The 19389-nt window shown below is 68.4% G+C and carries 26 protein-coding genes and 1 tRNA gene; 12 read left to right on the top strand and 15 right to left on the bottom strand.

Going from position 1 to position 19389, the window contains the following annotated elements; translation table 11 throughout:
- Position 1 precedes the first annotated feature (1 nt).
- Positions 2-367 (bottom strand): DUF2849 domain-containing protein, encoded by a 366-nt coding sequence (locus tag J2X41_RS14495; RefSeq protein ID WP_310082706.1) that lies wholly within the window; start codon positions 365-367, stop codon positions 2-4.
- Entirely contained in the window at positions 364-1287 is a 924-nt protein-coding gene (gene cobA, locus J2X41_RS14500) for a uroporphyrinogen-III C-methyltransferase (protein ID WP_310082707.1), read from the bottom strand. The genes J2X41_RS14495 and cobA overlap by 4 nt, the downstream gene beginning before the upstream one ends.
- A 221-nt stretch (positions 1288-1508) precedes the next feature.
- On the opposite strand from cobA, the gene gcvA reads away from it, so the two are divergent.
- The 4 genes from gcvA (at position 1509) to J2X41_RS14520 (ending at position 3851) form a co-directional block, all read left to right on the top strand.
- Positions 1509-2465: a transcriptional regulator GcvA gene (gene gcvA / locus J2X41_RS14505; RefSeq protein WP_310082708.1), complete on the top strand. Its 957-nt coding sequence runs from the start codon at positions 1509-1511 to the stop codon at positions 2463-2465.
- A 60-nt stretch (positions 2466-2525) separates the two neighbouring features.
- The gene (locus tag J2X41_RS14510) at positions 2526-2855 is read left to right on the top strand and encodes a chorismate mutase (protein WP_310082709.1); all 330 of its coding nucleotides are present in this window, start codon (positions 2526-2528) and stop codon (positions 2853-2855) included.
- A 112-nt stretch (positions 2856-2967) separates the two neighbouring features.
- The gene (locus J2X41_RS14515) at positions 2968-3273 is read left to right on the top strand and encodes a PadR family transcriptional regulator (RefSeq protein ID WP_310082710.1); all 306 of its coding nucleotides are present in this window, start codon (positions 2968-2970) and stop codon (positions 3271-3273) included.
- Positions 3270-3851 (top strand): hypothetical protein, encoded by a 582-nt coding sequence (locus J2X41_RS14520; protein ID WP_310082711.1) that lies wholly within the window; start codon positions 3270-3272, stop codon positions 3849-3851. The genes J2X41_RS14515 and J2X41_RS14520 overlap by 4 nt, the downstream gene beginning before the upstream one ends.
- A gap of 101 nt (positions 3852-3952) precedes the next feature.
- On the opposite strand, the gene J2X41_RS14525 is transcribed toward J2X41_RS14520, so the two are convergent.
- Entirely contained in the window at positions 3953-4780 is an 828-nt protein-coding gene (locus J2X41_RS14525) for a TIGR00266 family protein (RefSeq protein WP_310082712.1), read from the bottom strand.
- Positions 4781-4857: 77 nt separating this feature from the next.
- Entirely contained in the window at positions 4858-5196 is a 339-nt protein-coding gene (locus J2X41_RS14530; protein ID WP_028039954.1) for an Hpt domain-containing protein, read from the bottom strand.
- Between the two features lie 81 nt (positions 5197-5277).
- Here J2X41_RS14530 and J2X41_RS14535 point away from each other — a divergent pair.
- The 4 genes from J2X41_RS14535 (at position 5278) to J2X41_RS14550 (ending at position 7214) form a co-directional block, all read left to right on the top strand.
- Positions 5278-5353: transfer RNA gene (locus J2X41_RS14535), tRNA-Lys, on the top strand.
- Positions 5354-5524: 171 nt separating this feature from the next.
- Positions 5525-6157 (top strand): glutathione S-transferase, encoded by a 633-nt coding sequence (locus J2X41_RS14540; RefSeq protein ID WP_310082713.1) that lies wholly within the window; start codon positions 5525-5527, stop codon positions 6155-6157.
- A 132-nt stretch (positions 6158-6289) separates the two neighbouring features.
- Positions 6290-6679: a hypothetical protein gene (locus J2X41_RS14545; protein ID WP_310082714.1), complete on the top strand. Its 390-nt coding sequence runs from the start codon at positions 6290-6292 to the stop codon at positions 6677-6679.
- A gap of 43 nt (positions 6680-6722) precedes the next feature.
- Positions 6723-7214: a hypothetical protein gene (locus J2X41_RS14550; RefSeq protein ID WP_310082715.1), complete on the top strand. Its 492-nt coding sequence runs from the start codon at positions 6723-6725 to the stop codon at positions 7212-7214.
- A gap of 38 nt (positions 7215-7252) precedes the next feature.
- Here the strand turns inward: J2X41_RS14550 and dxs are convergent, their stop codons facing one another.
- From dxs to J2X41_RS14585, 7 genes are all read right to left on the bottom strand, one after another.
- Positions 7253-9169 (bottom strand): 1-deoxy-D-xylulose-5-phosphate synthase, encoded by a 1917-nt coding sequence (gene dxs / locus J2X41_RS14555; RefSeq protein ID WP_310082716.1) that lies wholly within the window; start codon positions 9167-9169, stop codon positions 7253-7255.
- A 17-nt stretch (positions 9170-9186) separates the two neighbouring features.
- The gene (locus J2X41_RS14560) at positions 9187-10071 is read right to left on the bottom strand and encodes a farnesyl diphosphate synthase (RefSeq protein WP_310082717.1); all 885 of its coding nucleotides are present in this window, start codon (positions 10069-10071) and stop codon (positions 9187-9189) included.
- Positions 10068-10418, bottom strand: a complete 351-nt coding sequence (locus J2X41_RS14565; RefSeq protein ID WP_028039948.1) for a tRNA-binding protein — start codon at positions 10416-10418, stop codon at positions 10068-10070. The genes J2X41_RS14560 and J2X41_RS14565 overlap by 4 nt, the downstream gene beginning before the upstream one ends.
- Complete coding sequence (locus J2X41_RS14570; protein ID WP_310082718.1) at positions 10418-10660, bottom strand: exodeoxyribonuclease VII small subunit; 243 nt, start codon at positions 10658-10660, stop codon at positions 10418-10420. Before J2X41_RS14570 ends, J2X41_RS14565 begins: the two co-directional genes overlap by 1 nt.
- A gap of 120 nt (positions 10661-10780) precedes the next feature.
- Positions 10781-11431: a phosphoglycerate mutase family protein gene (locus J2X41_RS14575; RefSeq protein ID WP_310082719.1), complete on the bottom strand. Its 651-nt coding sequence runs from the start codon at positions 11429-11431 to the stop codon at positions 10781-10783.
- Positions 11432-11477: 46 nt separating this feature from the next.
- Entirely contained in the window at positions 11478-12398 is a 921-nt protein-coding gene (locus J2X41_RS14580; RefSeq protein WP_310082720.1) for a histone deacetylase family protein, read from the bottom strand.
- A gap of 3 nt (positions 12399-12401) precedes the next feature.
- Positions 12402-12758 (bottom strand): helix-turn-helix domain-containing protein, encoded by a 357-nt coding sequence (locus tag J2X41_RS14585; RefSeq protein ID WP_056761805.1) that lies wholly within the window; start codon positions 12756-12758, stop codon positions 12402-12404.
- 109 nt (positions 12759-12867) lie between these two features.
- Here J2X41_RS14585 and J2X41_RS14590 point away from each other — a divergent pair, with 109 nt between their 5' ends.
- The 4 genes from J2X41_RS14590 to J2X41_RS14605 all read left to right on the top strand — a co-directional run bounded on the left by J2X41_RS14590 (position 12868) and on the right by J2X41_RS14605 (position 16434).
- Entirely contained in the window at positions 12868-13872 is a 1005-nt protein-coding gene (locus J2X41_RS14590; protein ID WP_310082721.1) for a zinc-binding alcohol dehydrogenase family protein, read from the top strand.
- 41 nt (positions 13873-13913) lie between these two features.
- Entirely contained in the window at positions 13914-14426 is a 513-nt protein-coding gene (locus J2X41_RS14595) for a GNAT family N-acetyltransferase (RefSeq protein WP_310082722.1), read from the top strand.
- Positions 14427-14572: 146 nt separating this feature from the next.
- Positions 14573-15211 carry a hypothetical protein gene (locus J2X41_RS14600; protein ID WP_310082723.1) on the top strand — a complete coding sequence of 213 codons (639 nt, stop codon included), beginning with the start codon at positions 14573-14575 and terminating at the stop codon, positions 15209-15211.
- Between the two features lie 44 nt (positions 15212-15255).
- The gene (locus J2X41_RS14605) at positions 15256-16434 is read left to right on the top strand and encodes a VWA domain-containing protein (RefSeq protein ID WP_310082724.1); all 1179 of its coding nucleotides are present in this window, start codon (positions 15256-15258) and stop codon (positions 16432-16434) included.
- 98 nt (positions 16435-16532) lie between these two features.
- On the opposite strand, the gene J2X41_RS14610 is transcribed toward J2X41_RS14605, so the two are convergent.
- From J2X41_RS14610 to J2X41_RS14625, 4 genes are all read right to left on the bottom strand, one after another.
- On the bottom strand, positions 16533-16787 hold the full coding sequence (locus J2X41_RS14610; RefSeq protein WP_310082725.1) for a hypothetical protein: 255 nt from the start codon (positions 16785-16787) through the stop codon (positions 16533-16535).
- A gap of 907 nt (positions 16788-17694) precedes the next feature.
- On the bottom strand, positions 17695-18036 hold the full coding sequence (locus J2X41_RS14615) for a DUF559 domain-containing protein (RefSeq protein WP_310082726.1): 342 nt from the start codon (positions 18034-18036) through the stop codon (positions 17695-17697).
- A 272-nt stretch (positions 18037-18308) separates the two neighbouring features.
- Positions 18309-18455 carry a hypothetical protein gene (locus J2X41_RS14620; RefSeq protein ID WP_310082727.1) on the bottom strand — a complete coding sequence of 49 codons (147 nt, stop codon included), beginning with the start codon at positions 18453-18455 and terminating at the stop codon, positions 18309-18311.
- A gap of 34 nt (positions 18456-18489) precedes the next feature.
- Complete coding sequence (locus J2X41_RS14625) at positions 18490-19365, bottom strand: transglutaminase family protein (RefSeq protein WP_310082729.1); 876 nt, start codon at positions 19363-19365, stop codon at positions 18490-18492.
- Positions 19366-19389: the final 24 nt, after the last annotated feature.

The following is a 19389-nucleotide window of genomic DNA, read 5'->3' on the forward strand; positions in this document are numbered from 1 at the left end:
CCTACTTCCTGCGGATCAGGTCGACGCGACCGGTGGAGCGGGCCGCACCCGCCGCGTGGCGCAGCGCCTCGATCACCTCGCCGCCGACGGCCTGCTTGCCGTGGGTGGGTTCGTTGGTGGGCCCGAGCGCCCGGATGCGTTCGCGATAGCTGATCGGGGCCAGACCGCCGTCCACAGGGGCCAGGTCGATCGGATAGACGTCGACCACCACCGTCGGCTGGGCCTTGCCGTCGGCCACCACGGCCTCGACCTCGGCGTCCTGGCCCTCGCCGAACAGCTGGGCGTCGCCGAAGCCCTCGACCCAGGCGCCGGCCTTCCAGAACACGACCTCGCCGTCGATCAGGCGATTGGCGGTGATGGCTTTCATTGACCGAGGCTCACGCGTTGGACTTTCGGAGATGCGACCTCGTCCTTCGACAAGCTCAGGATGAGGTCTATTGCGGCGCCCGAGACAACCTCATCCTGAGCTTGTCGAAGGACAAGGTTGTCCGGCACGGCGTCGGCCATCGCCATAGCCTCGCCGACCATCAGCAGCGCCGGGCCCTTCAGGCCCTCGGCGGCGAGCGCCAAACCGGCCAGGGTGGTCAGGAAGCGGCGCTCGTCGGCGCGGCTGGCGTTCTCGACGATCAGGGCCGGAGTCGCGCCGGACCGGCCGGCCGCCGTCAGGCGTTCGGCGATCAGGCTGGCGGTCGAGACGCCCATATAGACGACGACGGTCTGGTTCGGCCGCGCCAGGGCGGTCCAATCGAGATCGGGCTCACCGTGCGCGGCGTGGCCGGTGACGAAGGTCACGGCCTGGGCGCTGCCGCGATGGGTCAGGGGCGCGCCGGCGCCGGCCGAGGCGGCCAGGGCGGCGGTGATTCCAGGCACGACGGCGCAGTCGACGCCGGCCTGGCGGCAGGCCGAAAGCTCCTCGCCGCCGCGGCCGAACAGGAACGGGTCGCCGCCCTTCAGCCGCACGACGGTCAGGCCGTCCACGGCCAGGGCGACCAGCAGCTGGTTGATGTCGTCCTGCGGCAGGGTGTGGCGGGACTTGCGCTTGGCGACGTTGATCCGCCGCGCCGCCGCCGGCGCCAGGTCGAGGATCTCGTCGGAGACCAAGCCGTCATGGACCACTACCTCGGCGGCCTGCAGCGCCTTCAGCGCCTTGATCGTCAGCAGCTCGGGATCGCCGGGACCGGCGCCGACCAGGGTCACTTTTCCAGGCGCGCGCGCGCTCGTCCCGCCGCCGAGAGCGACAAGACCGGCTTTAGACCGGGAAGCGGATCGGACCGTTGGCCGAGCCATGTGATTCAGGTCCTCTATAAGCCAGCTACCATTGGCGACACGCCGGACCGGCGAGTTCGCCAAACCGGTGCGCTTCAAAGCATTGCGGCGCGAACCCTAGGGTCCGCCCCGCTCGCGTCCACCGAGGAAAAGGGCCATCTCCATCAGCGAACGCTTGCAAATTGGTCGCGACCGGGCCACTTCGCAAACAAGGTCTTCTGCCGGGGCGTTCAGTAAAACTCATGGAAAGACAGTCCGAACGTCGGAGGCTTCCGCCCTTGAACGCCCTGCGCGCGTTCGAGGCCGCCGCACGCCACCTGAACTTCAGCCGCGCCGCCGACGAGCTGTCGGTGACCCCGGGCGCCGTCAGCCAGCAGATCCAGAACCTGGAGGACTATGTCGGCGCGGCCCTGTTCAAGCGCACGCCCAAGGGCCTGCTGCTGACCGACGCGGCCCAGACCGCCCTGCCCGCCCTGCGCGAGGCCTTCGACCGCCTGGCCGAGGCCGCGTCCCTGCTGACCGCCGCCGTCGACGGCCGCCGCCTGACCCTGACCGCCGCCCCCTCGTTCGCCGCCAAGTGGCTGGTGCCGCGCCTGGGCAAGTTCGAGCAGGCCCAGCCCCAGGTCGACGTCTGGCTGTCGGCCGGCATGGAGGTCGTCGATTTCGCCGCAGGCGAGGTCGACCTGGCCATCCGCTACGGCTCGGGCCGCTATCCGGGTCTGGAAGTGATCCGCCTGCTCAGCGAGACGGTCATCCCGGTCGCCAGCCCCGAACTTTTGGCCTCCAACCCCCTGGAATCGCCCGAGGACTTGGCCCGCCACATCCTGCTGCACGACGGCTCGCCCGACGCCGACGACAGCTGCCCGGACTGGGCCATGTGGCTGGCCGCCCGCGGCATCAAGTCGGTCGACGGGGCGCGCGGCCCGCGCTTCAACCAGTCCAGCCTGGTGATCGAGGCGGCCGCCAACGGCCGCGGCGTCGCCCTGGCCAAGCAGACCCTGGCCCAGGCCGATCTCGACGCCGGCCGGCTGGTGATTCCGTTCGAAATCCCGACCGCCGTCGACTTCGCCTATTACGTCGTCCACCCCAAGGCCAAGGGCCGCCTGCCGCAGGTCAAGGCGTTCGTGGCCTGGCTCAGGGAAGAGGCCGCCGCCCACGAGGCGGCCCTGCTGACCATGGACAACGGCGCGGGCATCTAGGCGGCCGCCACGGTCAGGTTTGGGATGGTCCCGGCCGCTCAAAACGGCTTAAAGGGGCGCATGATCAAGACGACTCTCAACGTCGACGAGCGCCTCGCCCCCGCCGACTGCCAGACGATGCTCGACGTCCGCCAGGGCGTCGACGCCCTGGACCGGGCGCTGGTGGCGCTGCTGACCGAACGCCAGGGCTACATGGACGCCGCCGCCCGCATCAAGGCCGACCGGGCCAAGGTGTTCGACCGCGCGCGCATCGAGGACGTGGTCGACAAGGTCAAGGCCGCCGCCCGCGCGTCGGGCCTGTCGGAAGCCATCGCCGAGCCGGTGTGGCGAACGCTGATCGACCGCTGCATCGCCTATGAGTACGACAGCTGGGATCGGACGAAGGGGTGATAGCCATTTCCCCGTTTCTCGCGAACTAGAGCGCTCATCCCACTTCGGACATGGCCATAAAGGGCGCGTGAACTCGGCTTGACGATGATCGCTATATATGTAGACTTGTTACATGCCATCGTCTACACGCCGCCTGTCACCGCAAACGCTCGCCGTGCTGAATGTTCTCGTCCGTGACGCGAATGCTTGGTTCTACGGCTTGGAGGTCTCGGCGGCCACCGGCCTCAAGTCCGGCAGCCTCTATCCGATCCTGATACGGCTGAACGAGCGCGGCTTGCTGGAAAGTCGTTGGCTAGAACCCGAACGGCCAGGACGACCGCCACGCCACGCCTATCGCATCACGGCCGCCGGCCGCGCGGCGGCGAAAGCCGCTTCCCGATCCAATACCGTATTGAACCTAAAGGGAGCTCTCGGATGACGCCCTCCCGCCTGGCGCGCGCGATCATGCACCTGGCCGTCCGCCGCCCGCCACGCGGACGCGAAGACTGGGCCCTGGCCATGACTCGGGAGTTCGAAGCCGCCGAGCACAACCATCTGAGCTGGGCCTTGGGCTGCTTGGGCGCGACCGCGACTTGGCGGCTTCGCACCGACGCGATCTATCTGATTACGCTGCTGATCGTTCCGGTCCTGCTCGAAAACCTGGGCGTAATGATCTCGTTCTCGTGGCATCGGTCGATCCCACGGGACACCCTGGTGACGGTATTGACAGCAGAAGCCTTGGTTTGGCCCTTCCTTGCAAGCGTCGTTCTGAGCGCCTATCGCCCCCACAACCTGATCCTGACCGTAGCAGCCGTCGCCCTGATCCCACTGTTCGCCATGGACGTGATCGCCTCCTTCATGTTCGGCGAACCAATCACAGTTTTTTGGTGGCTGAACCCGAAGGCCACGCTCTACATGGCCCCGCCTCTCGTCGGCCTCGCTGCGCTGCTAGGTGTCTGCCATTTCGGCGCGATGCTCGGCGCCAGCATAGGCCGTCGGCGCACGCACACCGTCTAGCCGCCCGTTCATGACCTGACCGAGCACCAAGATTTTCGGGAACGGAGCGCTCCCCGGGGGGACAGGGCCTCGCCTCTCCAACGCTTCGACGTGAAGCACACTTAGTTCCCGTCGATCAGATTGCCGATCTGCCCCAGGATCGACCCCTCGCCGCGATTTCCGCCGCCGCCCTGGGCCGCCTGCAGCATGCGCCCTGCCAAACGCGAGAACGGCAGGGACTGGATCCACACCTTGCCTGGCCCGCGCAGGCGGGCGAAGAACAGGCCCTCGCCGCCGAACAGCACGCTGCGCACGCCGCCGGCCGTGACCAGGTCAAAATCGACGCCCGGCGTGTAGGCGGCCAGGCAGCCGGTATCGACGTGCAGCTCCTCGCCGGCCTTCAGCTCGCGCTCGACCAGGGTGCCGCCCATCTGGACGAACACCCAGCCGTCGCCGTCCAGCCGCTGCATGATGAAGCCCTCGCCGCCGAACAGGCCGGTCATTACCCGCTTCTGGAAATGGACGCCGATCGACACGCCGCGCGCGGCGGCCAGGAAGCTGTCCTTCTGGCAGATCAGGCTCCCGCCCAGCTGGCCCAGGTTCAGCGGCAGGATCGAACCCGGCGTCGGCGAGGCGAAGGCCACGCGCGCCTTGCCCGAACCGGTGTGGGTGAAGACGGTGGTGAACAGGCTCTCGCCGGTGACCAGGCGCTTGCCCGCCCCCAACAGCTTGCCCATGAAGCCGCCGCCGGCGTCGCCCGAGCCGTCGCCGAACACCGTGGTCATCTGGACGCTGGCGTCCTTCCAGACGAACGACCCGGCCTCGGCCACGGCGCTCTCGCCGGGATCGAGCTCGATCTCCAGGAACTGCAGCTCCTGGCCCTTGATCTCGAAATCGACGTCGTCGGCGACGCTGGCGCTGCGCTGATGCGACCAGGGGCTGTTGGTCATGGTCGAAGGAACTCCTGTTGAAGCCGCCGCAGCCTAGGCGAGCGCCGCGCGGCAAGCCAATTACAGGTTCGTAACGGCTACCCCTTCAGCGACCGCAGCGCCCGCTCGTGGGCGTAGGCGGCGATGTCCAGCAGCGCCGCGTCCAGGGCGTTGCGCACCTCGCCCAGGCTCCTGGTCCCGGCCTCGGCCTCGGCGCAGACATCGCCCAGGGCAAAAGCCCCGACGCCCCGCGCCGCACCCTTGACCGTGTGGACCGCGTCCATCCAGCCCGGATGGCTCTTATCGAGCATCGGCGTCCACAGCGCGGCCTGTTCGCGAAACAGGGCCAGCACCTCGTCGATGACCGTGGAATCATCCAGCGCGAACCCTTCCAGATAGGCGAAATCCACGGCTCCGCTGATATCTCGTCTGGCCAAAAAATAGTCCCTTGCGTTCCAAGATTCTTTGCGTATGTTCCGCGCCTCGCCGCCGAGGCAAACCACCGCTTCGGGCCGCGCGGGCGCATAGCTCAGTTGGTAGAGCAGCTGACTCTTAATCAGCGGGTCGTAGGTTCGAATCCTACTGCGCCCACCATTTCCTTCCAAGACTTCAAAGACTTTTCCCTTCGGGGACGCCGCCAGGCGCGTCGTCGCGACGCGTCCGCGCCCTTGCCTTCTACGCCGCTCGCGCGGCGGACGTAAGGGCATGATGGCCTCGCGCGGCGTTCCATCGGATGGCGCCCGCAACGAAGGCGGGAGGCGCATCATGATCACCCTCTATCACTGCGTCGGCGCGCGCTCGTTCCGGGCGCTGTGGGCGCTGGAGGAGCTGAGCCTGCCCTATGCGCTGAAGTTGACGGCCTTCCCGCCGCGGTTCCGCGAGCCGGGCTACCTGGACGTCAACCCGCTGGGCACGACGCCAACCCTGATCGACGGCGACACCCTGATGAGCGAATCGGCGGCGATCGGGGAATACTTGGCCCGCCGCCACGGTCCCAGCGACCTGACCGTCGCGCCGGACGAGCCGGGCTTCGGCGCCTATCTGAACTTCCTGCACATGGGCGAGGCCACGCTCACCTTTCCGCAGACCATCCACCTGCGCTACGCGGTGTTCGAGCCGGAGGAACGCCGCCTGCCCCAGGCGGCGGCCGACTACGTGCAGTGGTTCCTGTCGCGGCTGAAGGCGGCGGCCAGGCTGCTGGACGACAGCGGCTACGTCGCCGCCGGCCGTTTCACCATGGCCGACATCTCGGTGGCCTACGCCCTGAAGCTGGGCGAGCAGCTGGGCTTTGCCGAAAGCTTTCCCGAGACCTTCAGGGCTCACCTGGCGCGGATGAAGGTCCGCGACGGCTACCAGCGCGCCCTAGCCGCCGAAAGCGCCGGGGAAGCCGTCCTGTGAGCCCGGATCGCGTCCCCGTCATCATCGGGGTCGGCGAGGTCCTGGATCGTCCCGCCGACCTGTCGCGGGCCCAGGAGCCCTGGCCCTGATGGAGACGGCCCTGCGGGCGGCCGACGCCGACGCGAGGGCGGCGTGGGTTTGCTCTACGGCCAGGGCGAGTTCGTCACCAAGCATCACGGCCTGGTCCCGGCCGACCGCCCCGCCATCGACCGCCGCAGATCGCTGGAGGATGTTAGCGCCCAGGCCGCCGCTGACGCCCGCCGAGGCCCGGTCCCGGCCTTCGTGGCGGACACGACGGGCAAGGCCGTGCTGGAGACCCACACGGTGCTCTACGACCGCGACGGCGCGCCGACCCATGGCGTGGTCATCGTCCGCACGACGGACGGCGCCCGAGCCCTGGCGCAGGTCCCAACCGCAGACGCCGAGACCCTGGCGGCCCTGACCGATCCTGACACCTTGGCGATCGGGCGGACCGGAACCCTACGCGCGGGCGGCGACGAGGTGCTGGACTGGCGGCTCTGAACTACTCAGGCGGACGCCGCGTTCCTCTGGCGAGGAACCCGTCATGCCCCGCCGCCTGTTCAACCGCCTGCTTCCCAAGGCCCTGCTCCTGGTCCTGGCCGTGGGCGGGGTGACGCTGAGCGGCTGCGCCTATGACCGGTCCAGCCAGCCGGGCTACGCCTGGAACTTCATGGACAGCGCCGAGGAAGGCCCCAAGCTGGCCTATGGCCGGCCGAACAGCGACGACGTGGTGCTGATGATGGCCTGCGCGCCCCGCGCCTCGGCCGTGACCCTGACCATGACCGGCCTGTCAGGCGGCGAGGTCGCCCTGGCTTCGGGCCATTCGGTCACCCGCCTGAAGGCCGGGACCGCGCCTTCCGATATGAGCGACGGCGTCCTCCAGGCCCGCACGACGCTGGACGCGTCGGCGCTGCGCGCCTTCCGCCGCACCGGCGACCTCGACCTGCTGGTCGCCGACGAACGCCACAGCCTGGACGCCGCTCCCGCCGACCAGCGGCAGGTAAAGGCGTTCTTCAAGGCTTGTTCGGCGGCTTGAAGCGCGGGGGACATGCCCTTGCGGCGTGTCCCCGTCCGTTAAGCCCGCCGCCCCGCCGCGCTGATGTTGTCGATCCCGAGGGCCGACAGCGCCCCGCGCAGGATGCCCTCGGCGTCGAGGCCGGCCTGGGCGTACATCAGGTCGGGCTTGTCCTGGTCCTGGAAGATGTCGGGCAGCACCAGGGTGCGGATCTTCAGCCCCCGGTCCAGGGCGCCGTGCTCGGCCAGGGCCTGCAGCACGAAGGCGCCGAAGCCGCCCATGGCGCCTTCTTCCACCGTAATGATCGCCTCATGCTCGCGGGCCAGGCGCAGCAGCAGGTCGACGTCCAGCGGCTTGGCGAAGCGGGCGTCGGCGACGGTGGCCGACAGGCCGCGTGCCGCCAGCAGGTCGGCGGCCTTCAGGCATTCGGTCAAACGCGTGCCTAGCGAGACGATGGCGACGCTGGTCCCCTCGCGGACGACGCGGCCCTTGCCGATCTCCAGCGGCGCGGCCAGGTCGGGAAGGGTCAGGCCCAGACCCTCGCCACGCGGATAGCGGAAGGCGCTGGGGCGGTCGTCGATGGCCACGGCGGTGGCGACCATGTGGGCCAGCTCCAGCTCGTCGGCGGCGGCCATCAGCACCATGCCGGGCAGGGCGCCCATGAAGCCGATGTCGAAGGTGCCGGCGTGGGTGGGTCCGTCGGCGCCCACCAGGCCGGCGCGGTCCATGGCGAAGCGCACCGGCAGGCGCTGGATGGCCACGTCGTGGACCACCTGGTCGTAGCCGCGCTGCAGGAAGGTGGAATAGATCGCCGCAAACGGCTTCATGCCGTCGGCGGCCAGGCCGGCGGCGAAGGTCACCGCGTGCTGCTCGGCGATGCCGACATCGAAGGTGCGTTGCGGATAGGCCTTGCCGAACAGGTCCAGCCCCGTGCCCGACGGCATGGCCGCGGTGATGGCCACGATCTTGTCGTCGACCGCCGCGTGCTTGATCAGCTCCTGGGCGAAGACCTTGGTGTAGCTGGGCGGGCCGGCGGCCGGCTTCTGCTGTTGACCGGTGACGACGTCGAACTTGACCACCGCGTGCAGCTTGTCGGCCGCGCCCTCGGCGGGCGCGTAGCCCTTGCCCTTCTGGGTCACGACGTGGACCAGCACCGGCTTCTCGTCGAAGTGCTTGGCGTTGTTGAGCACCGAGACCAGGGCGTCCATGTCGTGGCCGTCGATCGGGCCGACATAGTGGAAGCCCAGCTCCTCGAAGAACGTGCCGCCAGTGACCATGCCGCGGGCGTATTCCTCGGCCTTGCGGGCCGCGTCGCGGATCGGGGTCGGCAGCTTCTCGACCACGGTCTTGCCCAGCTTACGGACCTTGCGATAGGCCCCGCCGGAGACGAGGTTGGCCAGATAGGCGCTCATGCCGCCCACCGGAGGGGCGATCGACATGTCGTTGTCGTTGAGGATGACGATCAGGCGCCGGGTGGTGTCGACCGCGGCGTTCATCGCCTCGTAGGCCATGCCGGCGCTCATCGAGCCGTCGCCGATCACAGCGACGACGCTGTTGTCCTCGCCCTTGGCGTCGCGGGCGGCGCAGAAGCCCAGGGCCGCCGAGATCGAGGTGGCCGCGTGGGCCGCGCCGAACGGGTCGTATTCGCTCTCGGCCCGCTTGGTGAAGCCCGACAGCCCGCCGCCCTGGCGCAGGGTGCGGATGCGGTCGCGACGGCCAGTCAGGATCTTGTGCGGATAGGCCTGGTGGCCGACGTCCCAGATGACGATGTCCCTGGGCGTCTCGAACACGTGGTGCAGGGCGACGGTCAGCTCGACCACGCCCAGGCCCGCGCCCAGGTGGCCGCCGGTCACGGACACGGCGTCGATGGTCTCGGCCCGCACCTCGTTCGCCAGCTGCTTCAGTTCGGCCACGCTGAGGCCGCGCGTGTCGGCCGGTGACGAGATGGTGTCGAGGAGAGGGGTCAAAGCAGGCATGTCCGAAGAAAGCGCGGTCAGTTGCGGCGGTCCAGCACGAAATCCACGCTAAGGCGCAGATGTTCGGCCCGTTCGCCGAAAATATCGAGATGTGACCGAGTCTGAGCGGCCAGAAGGTTGACTCGTTCCTTCGCCGCCTTGAGGCCCAGCAGGGTGACGTAGTTGGCCTTGCCCTTGGCGGCGTCCTTGCCGCCGGCCGCCTTGCCCAGCACCGCTTCGTCGCCCTCGGCGTCGAGAATGTCGTCGACGATCTGGTAGGCCAGGCCCAGGTCCTGGGCGAATCCCATCAGGGCCGCGCGCTCTTCGGCCTTGGATCGGGCGATGATCAGCGGGATCTCGAAGGCGAAGGCGATCAGGGCGCCGGTCTTCAGGCGCTGCATGCGGGCCACGGCGCCCAGGTCGTCGCGAACGCCCAGCAGGTCGATCATCTGGCCGCCAGCCATGCCCTTGGCCCCCGAGGCGATGGCCAGCTTGCGCACCAGCTCGGCGCGGACGTGGCCGTCGTCGTGGGTGTCGGGGTGGGCCATGATCTCGAAGGCGGCGGTCTGCAGGGCGTCGCCGGCCAGGATCGCGGTGGCCTCGTCGTATTGCACGTGCACGGTCGGACGGCCGCGGCGCATGTCGTCGTCGTCCATGGCCGGCAGGTCGTCGTGCACCAGGCTGTAGGCGTGGATGCATTCCAGGGCGCAGGCGGCGCGCAGGACCGGCCGCTCGGGCAGGTCGAACATCTTGCCCGTCTCCAGGGCGAAGAACGGCCGCAGGCGCTTGCCGGGGCCCAGGGCCGCGTAGCGCATGGCTTCGGTCAGGCGGCTCTCGGGACCGTCGGCGCGGGGCAACAGCTCGTCGAGCGCCACGGTGACGATGTCGGCGGCCTGGACGATGCGCTTTTCGAGGTCGATCAAAACAGCTTCCCCCCGTTGGGAACGTCGCGGTCGACGTCGACCAGCACCACGCCGCCCTCGGCGTCCGGAAAGCCCAGGCACAGGACCTCGGACTTCATCGGGCCGATCTGGCGCGGCGGAAAATTGACCACGGCGGCCACGCGGCGGCCGATCAGCTCGCCCAAGGCGTAGTGCTTGGTCACCTGGGCCGAGGATTTCTTGACGCCGATCTGGGGCCCGAAATCGATGGTCAGCTTGTAGGCCGGCTTGCGCGCCTCCGGAAACGGCGTGGCCTCGATCACCGTGCCGATGCGGATATCGACCCGTTCGAAGTCCTCGTAGCCGATCTGGGGCGAGGCCTGGCCCATCAGTTGAACTCGGCCGCTTCGCCGGTGACGGCGCCGCCCTGCCCCAGCACGATCTTCTCGACCTTCAGGCGCGCCGCTTCCAGCTTCTTCTCGCAATGGGCCTTCAGCGCCGCGCCGTCCTCGTAGATCTCGATCGAGCGCTCGAGCTCGGCCTTGCCGGACTCCAGTTCGCCGACGATCTGCTCCAGACGGGCCAGGGCCTGCTCGAAGCTCATGCCTTCAAGATCTTGCGGACTGATCATTTCTACTCCGGGGGCGAATGGGCGCACCCTAGTGGCGGGCCGCGACGCGGGCAACGTCGTTGGCGGGGCTTTTGGTGAACAGGGCCGAGGACCCTAGGGCGCCTGGCGTTGCGGAGGCGCCTAGGGCCGCTCGAAGCGCTTCACGCACCAGTACTGGAATCCCTGGTCCAACGTCTTCTTCAAGCCGCGCTTCTGCAGCGACAGGCCGATCATGGTGTTGAAGAAGCCGTGGGCCACCAGCAGCACCTCCTGTCCGTTCTTCGACAGGTCGATCAGCAGGTCCGCGGCCTGGTCGGCGCGAAGCTCGGCCTGGGCCCGGCTCTCCTGGCCGTCATGGTGGTCGAAAAACCACCACCAGAACCGGGCGAAGAAGCCCCAGTGCTTGGGCGACATCTTGATCCAGCGCGGCCATGGCGGCGGCGGCAGCGGCGCTTCGATGAACAGCGGGTCGGTGGCGAAGGCCTTGCCCTCGGCCACGGCGGTGGCGGTCTCGATCGAGCGGCGGCGCGTCGAGGCGATCATCACCCCGGCCCGCCTGGCCGTGGCCTTCAGCGAGTCCGGCGGGGTCTGGCCGGGCAGCAGCCCGCCCTCCTCGTAGCGCGCCCACCATTCGCCATAGGCCGGAGCGTTGAAGCGGACCTTGCGCGACAGGGCCGGTTCGCCGTGACGGGCCAGGGTGATCGCGCCGGGGCGCGACGCCGCCGGGGGAGCGGCGGTCGCCTGTCCAGAAGGTTCCCGGGAGGAAAGGTGGTCGGCGGATTCGTCGGCCATAGATCTTGGAGGTCCGGTCTGCCGCCGTGGCGACCTGTCGAACCTCTCACCCCTCCTGCAACGCCCTGACATGCGCCGCCGCCGAGCGGCCGAGCGCTTCTAGGTCGTAACCGCCCTCGAGCGAGGAAACAATACGCCCGCCGCAACGCCGGTTGGCGACCGAGGCGATCGCCCGCGTCGCCCAGGCGAAATCCTCGGCCTCAAGGCTCTGGGCGGCCAGCGGATCGCGGACGTGGGCGTCGAAACCGGCCGAGACCAGGATCAGTTCCGGCGCGAATCCGTCGACCTTGTCCATCAGGCCCTCGAAGCCCCGGCGCCAGGTCTCGCGGGGCGCGTGCGGGGCGACCGTGGCGTTGGCGACGTTGCCGACCCCGGTCTCGGACGGATCGCCGGTGCCCGGATAGAGCGGCGACTGGTGGATCGAGGCGAAGAACACCGTCGGGTCGTGCTCGAACGCCGCCTGGGTGCCGTTGCCGTGGTGGACATCGAAATCGACGATCGCCACCCGCTTGAGGCCGGACGCCTGGGCGACGCGGGCCGCCACGGCGATGTTGGAGAACAGGCAAAAGCCCATGGCTGTGCTCGGCTCGGCATGGTGACCCGGCGGCCGCACGGCGCAGAAGGCCCGGGTCCGCTGACCGGCCGCCACGGCCCGGGTCGCCGCCGCCACGGCGCCGGCAGCCCGACGGGCCGCCGTCAGGCTGCCGGTCGACAGCACGGTGTCGGGGTCGAGGGCGTGGCGGCCGGCGCGCGGCGCGGCGGCCAGGATGGCGTCGATGAAGCCTTGCGGATGCACCAGCGCCAGATCGGCGAAGTCGACCAGCGGAGCCTCGAAGCGCTCCAGGTCCAGACCGGCGTCGTCCTCCAGCGCCTCGATCACCGCCCGCAGGCGTTCGGGCCGCTCGGCGTGACCGTCGCCAGGCCGGTGGTCGAGCATGTCCGGATGGGTGTGGAGCGCGACCTCCATGGCTCAGGCCGCTTTCGGGGCGGCCGCCAACCGGGCGATGCGGCCCTCGCCCCAGGCGGCCAGGGCGTCGATCACCGCCCCAAGGCTGCGGCCCTCGTCGGACAGGCTGTATTCGACCTTCGGCGGCACCTGGGCGTAGACTCGGCGATCGACCAGGCCGACCTCCTCCAGCTCGCGCAGTTGCTTGGTCAGCATGCGCTGGGTGATCCCCCTCAGCCGCCGGCCCAGTTCGTTGAACCGCAACGTGCCGTCCCGCTTCAGGTGGAACAGGATCACGCCCTTCCACTTGCCGTCGAGCAGGTCGAGGGTGGCCTCGACCGGACATCCTTCGGCGCAGCTGTAGTCGCGACGCTTGGTCATCACGGTATCCTTTTGTGTACTACCTACAGAATTTCGCCGTACTTGCGAACTTGGCAGGCTGGTCCGATCTGGGGGTCCAGGCCAAACCTATCAAGCCCTGAGGACCCCCATGAAAGCCGTCGGTTTCAAAGCCCCCTCGCCCATCAACGTCCCCGAGTCGCTGATCGACCTTGACCTGCCCCAGCCCGTCCCAACCGGCCGCGACCTGCTGGTCGCCGTCCGCGCCGTCTCGGTGAACCCCGTGGACACCAAGGTCCGCACCAGCCGTAAACCGGCCGAGGGCCAGGCCGAGGTGATCGGCTGGGACGCCGCCGGGGTCGTCGAGGCGGTCGGGCCGGAGGCGACGCTGTTCAAGGTCGGCGACCCGGTGTTCTACGCCGGGGCCATCGACCGCCCGGGTTCCAACGCCCAGTTCCAGCTGGTCGACGAGCGCATCGTCGGCAAGAAGCCCGCCAGCCTGTCCTTTCCCGAGGCCGCCGCCCTGCCTCTGACGGCGATCACCGCCTGGGAGCTGCTGTTCGACCGGCTGGGCGCCACCCAGGACAGCACCGGCGCGTTGCTCGTCGTCGGCGGGGCCGGCGGGGTCGGCTCGATCCTGATCCAGCTGGCCCGTCAGCTGACCGGCCTGACGGTCATCGCCACCGCCTCGCGGCCCGAGACCCGCGACTGGTGCCTGGCGCTGGGCGCTCACCACGTCGTCGACCATGCCGACGACCTCGTCTCGGCGGTCAAGGCGACCGGCGCCGGCCCGGTGGGCCTGGTGGCCAGTCTGACCAATACGACGGACCACTTCCCGGCCCTGGTCGAGATCCTGGCGCCGCAAGGCCGCCTAGGGGTGATCGACGATCCCAAGAGCCTCGACGCCCTGCCGCTGAAGTGGAAGTCGATCTCGCTGCACTGGGAGATGATGTTCGCCCGCTCGCTGTATCAGACCCCAGACATGATCGAGCAGCACCGCCTGCTGGACGCCGTCGCCGACCTGGTCGACGCCGGCCGGCTGAAGACCACGCTGACCCAGGTGCTGACCCCGATCAACGCCGCCAACCTCAAGACGGCCCACGCAGCCGTCGAGAGCGGCACGACGCGCGGCAAGATCGTGCTCGAAGGCTTCTGACCCGTTGCAAGACGGCGGTCGTGGCGGCTATCGATGTCGCCATGACCGCGACCTTACGCCGAGCCACGATCGAAGACGCCGACACGGTGTCCAGCCTCGGCGCCCGGACCTTCACCGAGACCTTCGCTCATCTCTATCCGACGCAGGACCTGGAGACCTTCCTGGCCTATGCCTACGGCCTGGAGCGGACGCGCAACGACCTGGCCGACCCGGCCAAGGCCGCCTGGCTGCTCGAGGACGACGGCGAGGCCATCGGCTACGCCCTGGCCGGCCCCTGCGGCCTGCCCCATCCCGACGCCCGGCCCGAACACGGCGAGCTGTATCGGATCTATGTGCTCAAGTCGCACCAGGGCGGCGGTCGCGGCTCGATCCTGCTGAGCACGGCGCTGGACTGGCTGGAGAAGGACGGCCCGCGGCCCCTGTGGATCGGCGTGTGGTCCGAGAACTTCGGGGCCCAGAAGCTCTATGGCCGCCTGGGGTTCGAGAAGGTCGGCGAATACCGCTTCCCGGTCGGCGAGACGAAGGACCTGGAGTTCATCCTGCGGCGCGGCTAGGGGCTAGCCAAGCTCGACCGGAGGCTGCAAACTTCCTTCAATCATCGGGGGAGGATCGGATGCGGCGATTTCTGACAGGTTGCGGCGCGGCGCTGACGGCGTTGGCGCTAACGAGCACGGCTTTCGCGCAGGCTCAAGGGCCTGGGATGTCGCCCGACGCGGCGGCCAAGCGCGCCGCGGCAAAGACCGAGGGCGACGCGATCCTGGCCAAGGCCGGCGCCGCGGCGCTGTTCGACAATATCAGCGACCAGCCCGACCAGGACGGCGCGGTGGTGCTGCAGCACAAGGGATCGGGCCTCTACTGCCTGTTCAATCCGGGGCGGACCGACAGCGAGGTCGTGCTGTTCAACCCCAATGGCGACGACGTCGGCTGCCGTAGCGTGACCAGCTTCGACAGCCGCATGGTCTACGCCACCCGCACCAGCCTCACCCTGGACCAGGAGATCGCCGCGGCCGTCATGGCCCTGAAGGTCAAGTATCCGAAGGCCAAGCCCTACAAGGCTGCGGTCAATCCGATGATCGACAAGATGCTGACCTCCGACAAGGTTCCGCCCAGCCGTACCGAGCGCTTCCTGGCCGACGGCAACTACGAAAGCGTGTCGGTCGCGGTCATCGACGGCTGGGCGATCAAATATCGCCTGAGCGGCGACGCGGGAATGGCCAAGTTCCTGGCCGACGCTGGCGACGGCGTCGGCTGGCTGATGTACGTCTTCAAGGCCGATAGCTACCATAAGGCCGTGACCTCGGGGTCGCCCGCCACGCCGGCTGGACAGCCCGCCTCCTGACGGCCATCCTGAGCTCGAACACTCGTTCGAAAGCTGCCCCGCCCATGTTCCTGCGCTTCTTCTCCGAACTCCGCGCCGCCAAGGTGCCCGTGTCCCTGCGCGAATACCTGCTGCTGATGGAGGCTCTGGACAAGGACGTCATCGACCGGCGGATCGAGGACTTTTACTTCCTGTCGCGCGCCAGCCTGGTGAAGGACGAGAAGAACCTGGACAAGTTCGACCGGGTGTTCGGCCATGTGTTCAAGGGGCTGGAGACGGTCGAGGACGGCCTGACCGCCGATATCCCGGCCGAGTGGCTGAAGGCGCTGACCGAGAAGTTCCTGACCGACGAGGAAAAGGCGCAGATCGAGGCCATGGGCGGCTTCGAGAAGCTGATGGAGACCCTGCAGGAGCGCCTGAAGGAACAGAAGGAGCGCCACGAAGGCGGCTCCAAGTGGATCGGCACTGGAGGAACGAGCCCGTTTGGCGCCACCGGCTACAACCCCGAAGGCGTCCGCATCGGCCAGGACAAGAGCCGCCATGGCCGGGCCGTGAAGGTCTGGGACAAGCGCGAATACAAGAACCTCGACGACAGCGTCGAACTGGGCACCCGCAACATCAAGGTGGCCCTGCGGCGCCTGCGCAAGTTCGCCCGCCAGGGGGCGCTCGACGAACTGGACCTGAAGGGCACGATCCAGGGCACGGCCGAGAAGGGCTACCTGGACATCCAGATGCGTCCCGAGCGGCGCAACACCATCAAGGTGCTGCTGTTCTTCGACATCGGCGGTTCGATGGACGGCCACATCAAGCTCTGCGAGGAGCTGTTCAGCGCCGCCAAGACCGAGTTCAAGCACCTGGAGTTCTTCTACTTCCACAACTGCCTGTACGAGGCGGTGTGGAAGGACAATCGCCGCCGCCAGGTCGAGAAGATCCCGACCTTCGAGGTGCTCCACAAGTTCCCCCACGACTACAAGGTCATCTTCGTTGGCGACGCCACGATGAGCCCCTACGAGATCACCTATCCGGGCGGCAGCGTCGAGCACTGGAACGAGGAGGCCGGGGCCATCTGGATGAGCCGGGTCACCGACATCTACCAGAGCGCCGTCTGGCTGAATCCCACCCCCGAGCGGCACTGGGACTACACCCAGTCGATCGGGGTGATGAAGCAGCTGATGAACGACCGGATGTTCCCGTTGACGCTGGAAGGATTGGACAAGGCGATGCGGGAGCTGGTGCGGGGCTAGAGCAAGCTGCGCGATTCAAGAATCGCACGGCTTGCTCTAGTTTTTTGTTTTCGCATCGCTTTCGCGGAAAACCGGCATCCACTTTTCCGCGCGATGCTCTAGTCATCGGCGGCCTCCGGCTCGCAGGCCGCCCCGCTCTTGGCCATGTCGCGCAGGAGCGCCTCGATCCGGGCGTCCGACGCGCGACTGGACATCTCGTAGGCGCTGGGCTGTCCGGGATTCGGCAGGGCCGCGACCTCGCGTTCCAGGCGCGCGATCCTGGTCAGATTGTAGTGCCGGAGCTTGGCGGCCTCGAGGTCGTGGAGGCGACGCTCGATCGCATCATAGGGACGCGGTTTCCGAGGCTGGGTCATGGGCTTGTTCCTTTCGGTCGGGGAGCGCGCGCGGCTTCGCCCCCACGCGCTTTCGCTGCGATGGAGCGGGGAGGGTCGCGAAGCGCCCGGGCTCCGCCCGGAAGGATTGCGAGTTGTGGTACCGTTTCGACGAAGTCAGGCGCTTCGCGTAATCCGTTTTCCAGGAGCGTCCGGTAGGCAGCGGTTTTAGCGCTTAGCCGGTCTCATTCGCCCCCGACGGGCGGGCCAGGGCGGCGAGCCCCGGTCCCGGACCGCATGCGTAACCCCCGCATGCCTGCCGGCCTGATCCGCCTATCCTGGGCGCCGGAGCTTCGTCGCCGCTAAGGCGAACCTGCTCCGAACCAACCTGGGACGTCTCCCGAAGGAAACACGGCGGCCAAGCCTTCCCGCTCGACCACTCCCCACCGCCCGTCAGGTCGCCGGCCGACGTCCCTCCCCGTGCGCTGGGGTGAGACCATTATCGGGGCGGTTTGGGAGGGTGAGGACAGATTGGGGTCGAGAAATATTAGAGCGCTGATTTTGCAAGGATTTGTTCGCCGTACGCCGAGGATAGACGCCGACCGGTCGCCCTATCCCGTCATCTTCGACGTGGCTTCCGTTACCGACCTTAGTCAGCCCCTTTAAGCGCCGTGCGTCCTTCGAGGCGCGCTCAGGAGCGCGCACCTCAGGAGGAGGAATTCAGCACAAAGCTCCTCTTCCTGAGGCGCCCGCACAGCGGACCTTGAAGGACGCACGGCATGTCCGCTGACCATTCCAGCCTGATGGAAGGTCCGCTTGCGGCGCCTACGCCGTATGTCGGCTTCCGGCGCCGGCTCCAGATTCCGTTTCCGACTTAGCGGACGCTACCCGCCCCCTCTCTCTTAGAGAGAGGGAGGGGCCCGCCGCGAAGCGGTGGGAGGGTGAGAGGTTACAGCCTGTCAGATCGACGCACCGCCAGGATTTCGTCCGCTGTTCCGCCCGGATCGGCCAGGACCCGCTCGTTGCGATACCGCACCACGACGTACCCGAACAATTCCAGGGTTTCGGTGCGGCGGGCGTCATAATCCTCCCGCCCGTCGTGGGCCGGACCGTCCAGCTCCACGATCACCTTGGCCGCCTCGCAGACGAAATCGGCGAAGTAGCGGTCGATCGCCACCTGTCGCAGGAACTTGAATCCGCCCAGGCGGCGATTGCGCACCAGGGCCCAGAGCGTCCTTTCGGCGAGGGTCTGATCCCGGCGAAGGCGACGGGCGGTGGCGGTCGTGTCCATGGTCGGAGCCTGGCTGGCCGGACTGGGCCGATCAACGACAGGAATCGGGATTTTCCGGCCAGCGGTGAAACCTCTCACCCTCCCACCGCCTGCGGCGGCGGGCCCCTCCCTCTCTCAAAGAGAGAGGGTTCCAGGGCGCGCCGGCCAATTTCCGCCAACCACCCATCTCGGACTCTGAAAACGTCCGCTGGTGGGAAGGGCGCACAATCAGGCGGGACTCGACACCGCCGATCAGTGAAAGACCTCCCGCTCTGGGAGAGGGTTAGAAGCCTCTAGTGCGCCGGACGCGGCTCGAACGAGCGCTTTTCCGGCGTCTTCAGGCACTCGGCGTCGGGCTTCTGGCCATGCTGCGGCTTGGGCTCGGGGTGCGGCAGGTGGCCGGCGCCGAGGGGAGCCTGTTGTTGGAACGCTTTCATCATCGCCTCATCCTCCCGAAATCTTTTGTCGTTCTTATCACGCCGCCTCATCGAGGGCGTCCAGCAGGCGCACCTCGACGGTGACGCTCAGATGCGCCTCGCCGGGATCGCCGATGATCGTACCCGACACGGGCCGGGCCTCGCCCGGCGTGCGGGTGGCGGCCACCCGGATCAGGTCGGGCGACTCCGCCAGGCCGTTGGTCGGGTCGAACTCGGTCCAGCCCAGATCGGGCAGGAACACCTCGCACCAGGCGTGGGTCGCCCCCGCGCCACGCACCGTCCCGCCGGGGCTGTGGATGTAGCCGGTGGCGAACACCGCCGCATAGCCCAGCCGCCGCAGGGCCTCGACCATCAGCCAGGCGAAGTCCCGGCACGTGCCGCTGCCCAGGGCGATGGTCTCGGCCGGCGACTGGACGCCCGCCTCCTCGCGCGGGACATAGTCGAACTGGTCGTGGATCGTGCGGTTCATCCGCAGCAGGAAGTCGACCGCCGGCTCGTCGGGCCGCTCCATCTGGCCGCGCAGCCAGCGCAGCAGCACCCGGTCCTCGTCCTCGGTGGCCGGGGTGATGAAGGGGTTGAGCACCGCGCGGTCCTCGCGGGCGTAGACGATCGGCGAGACGGTGTGCGGGTCGTCGATGCGCAGGCTGGTCAGGGGCGCGGGAAAGCGGTCGATGACCAGGCGGCTGGTGATGGTCAGGCCGTCGGCCTCGCCCCGGGGCGTGAACCAGCAGACGCAGTTGCCGGCGGCGTCGTAGGTCCAGCGCGTCTCGCCCGGCAGGGATGTCTGCAAGGACGCCTCGCTGATGCGGATGGCGTGGCTGTCGCGCGGCCGGATCAGCAGCCGATGCGCCCCGAAGCCGACCGGCCGGGCGTAGCTGTATCGCGTTTCGTGAAGGATGCCGAGCCGCGCCATGGGGTCAGCATAACCCCATAACAT

The organism is Caulobacter sp. BE254, from assembly GCF_031457295.1.
GTDB lineage: Bacteria > Pseudomonadota > Alphaproteobacteria > Caulobacterales > Caulobacteraceae > Caulobacter.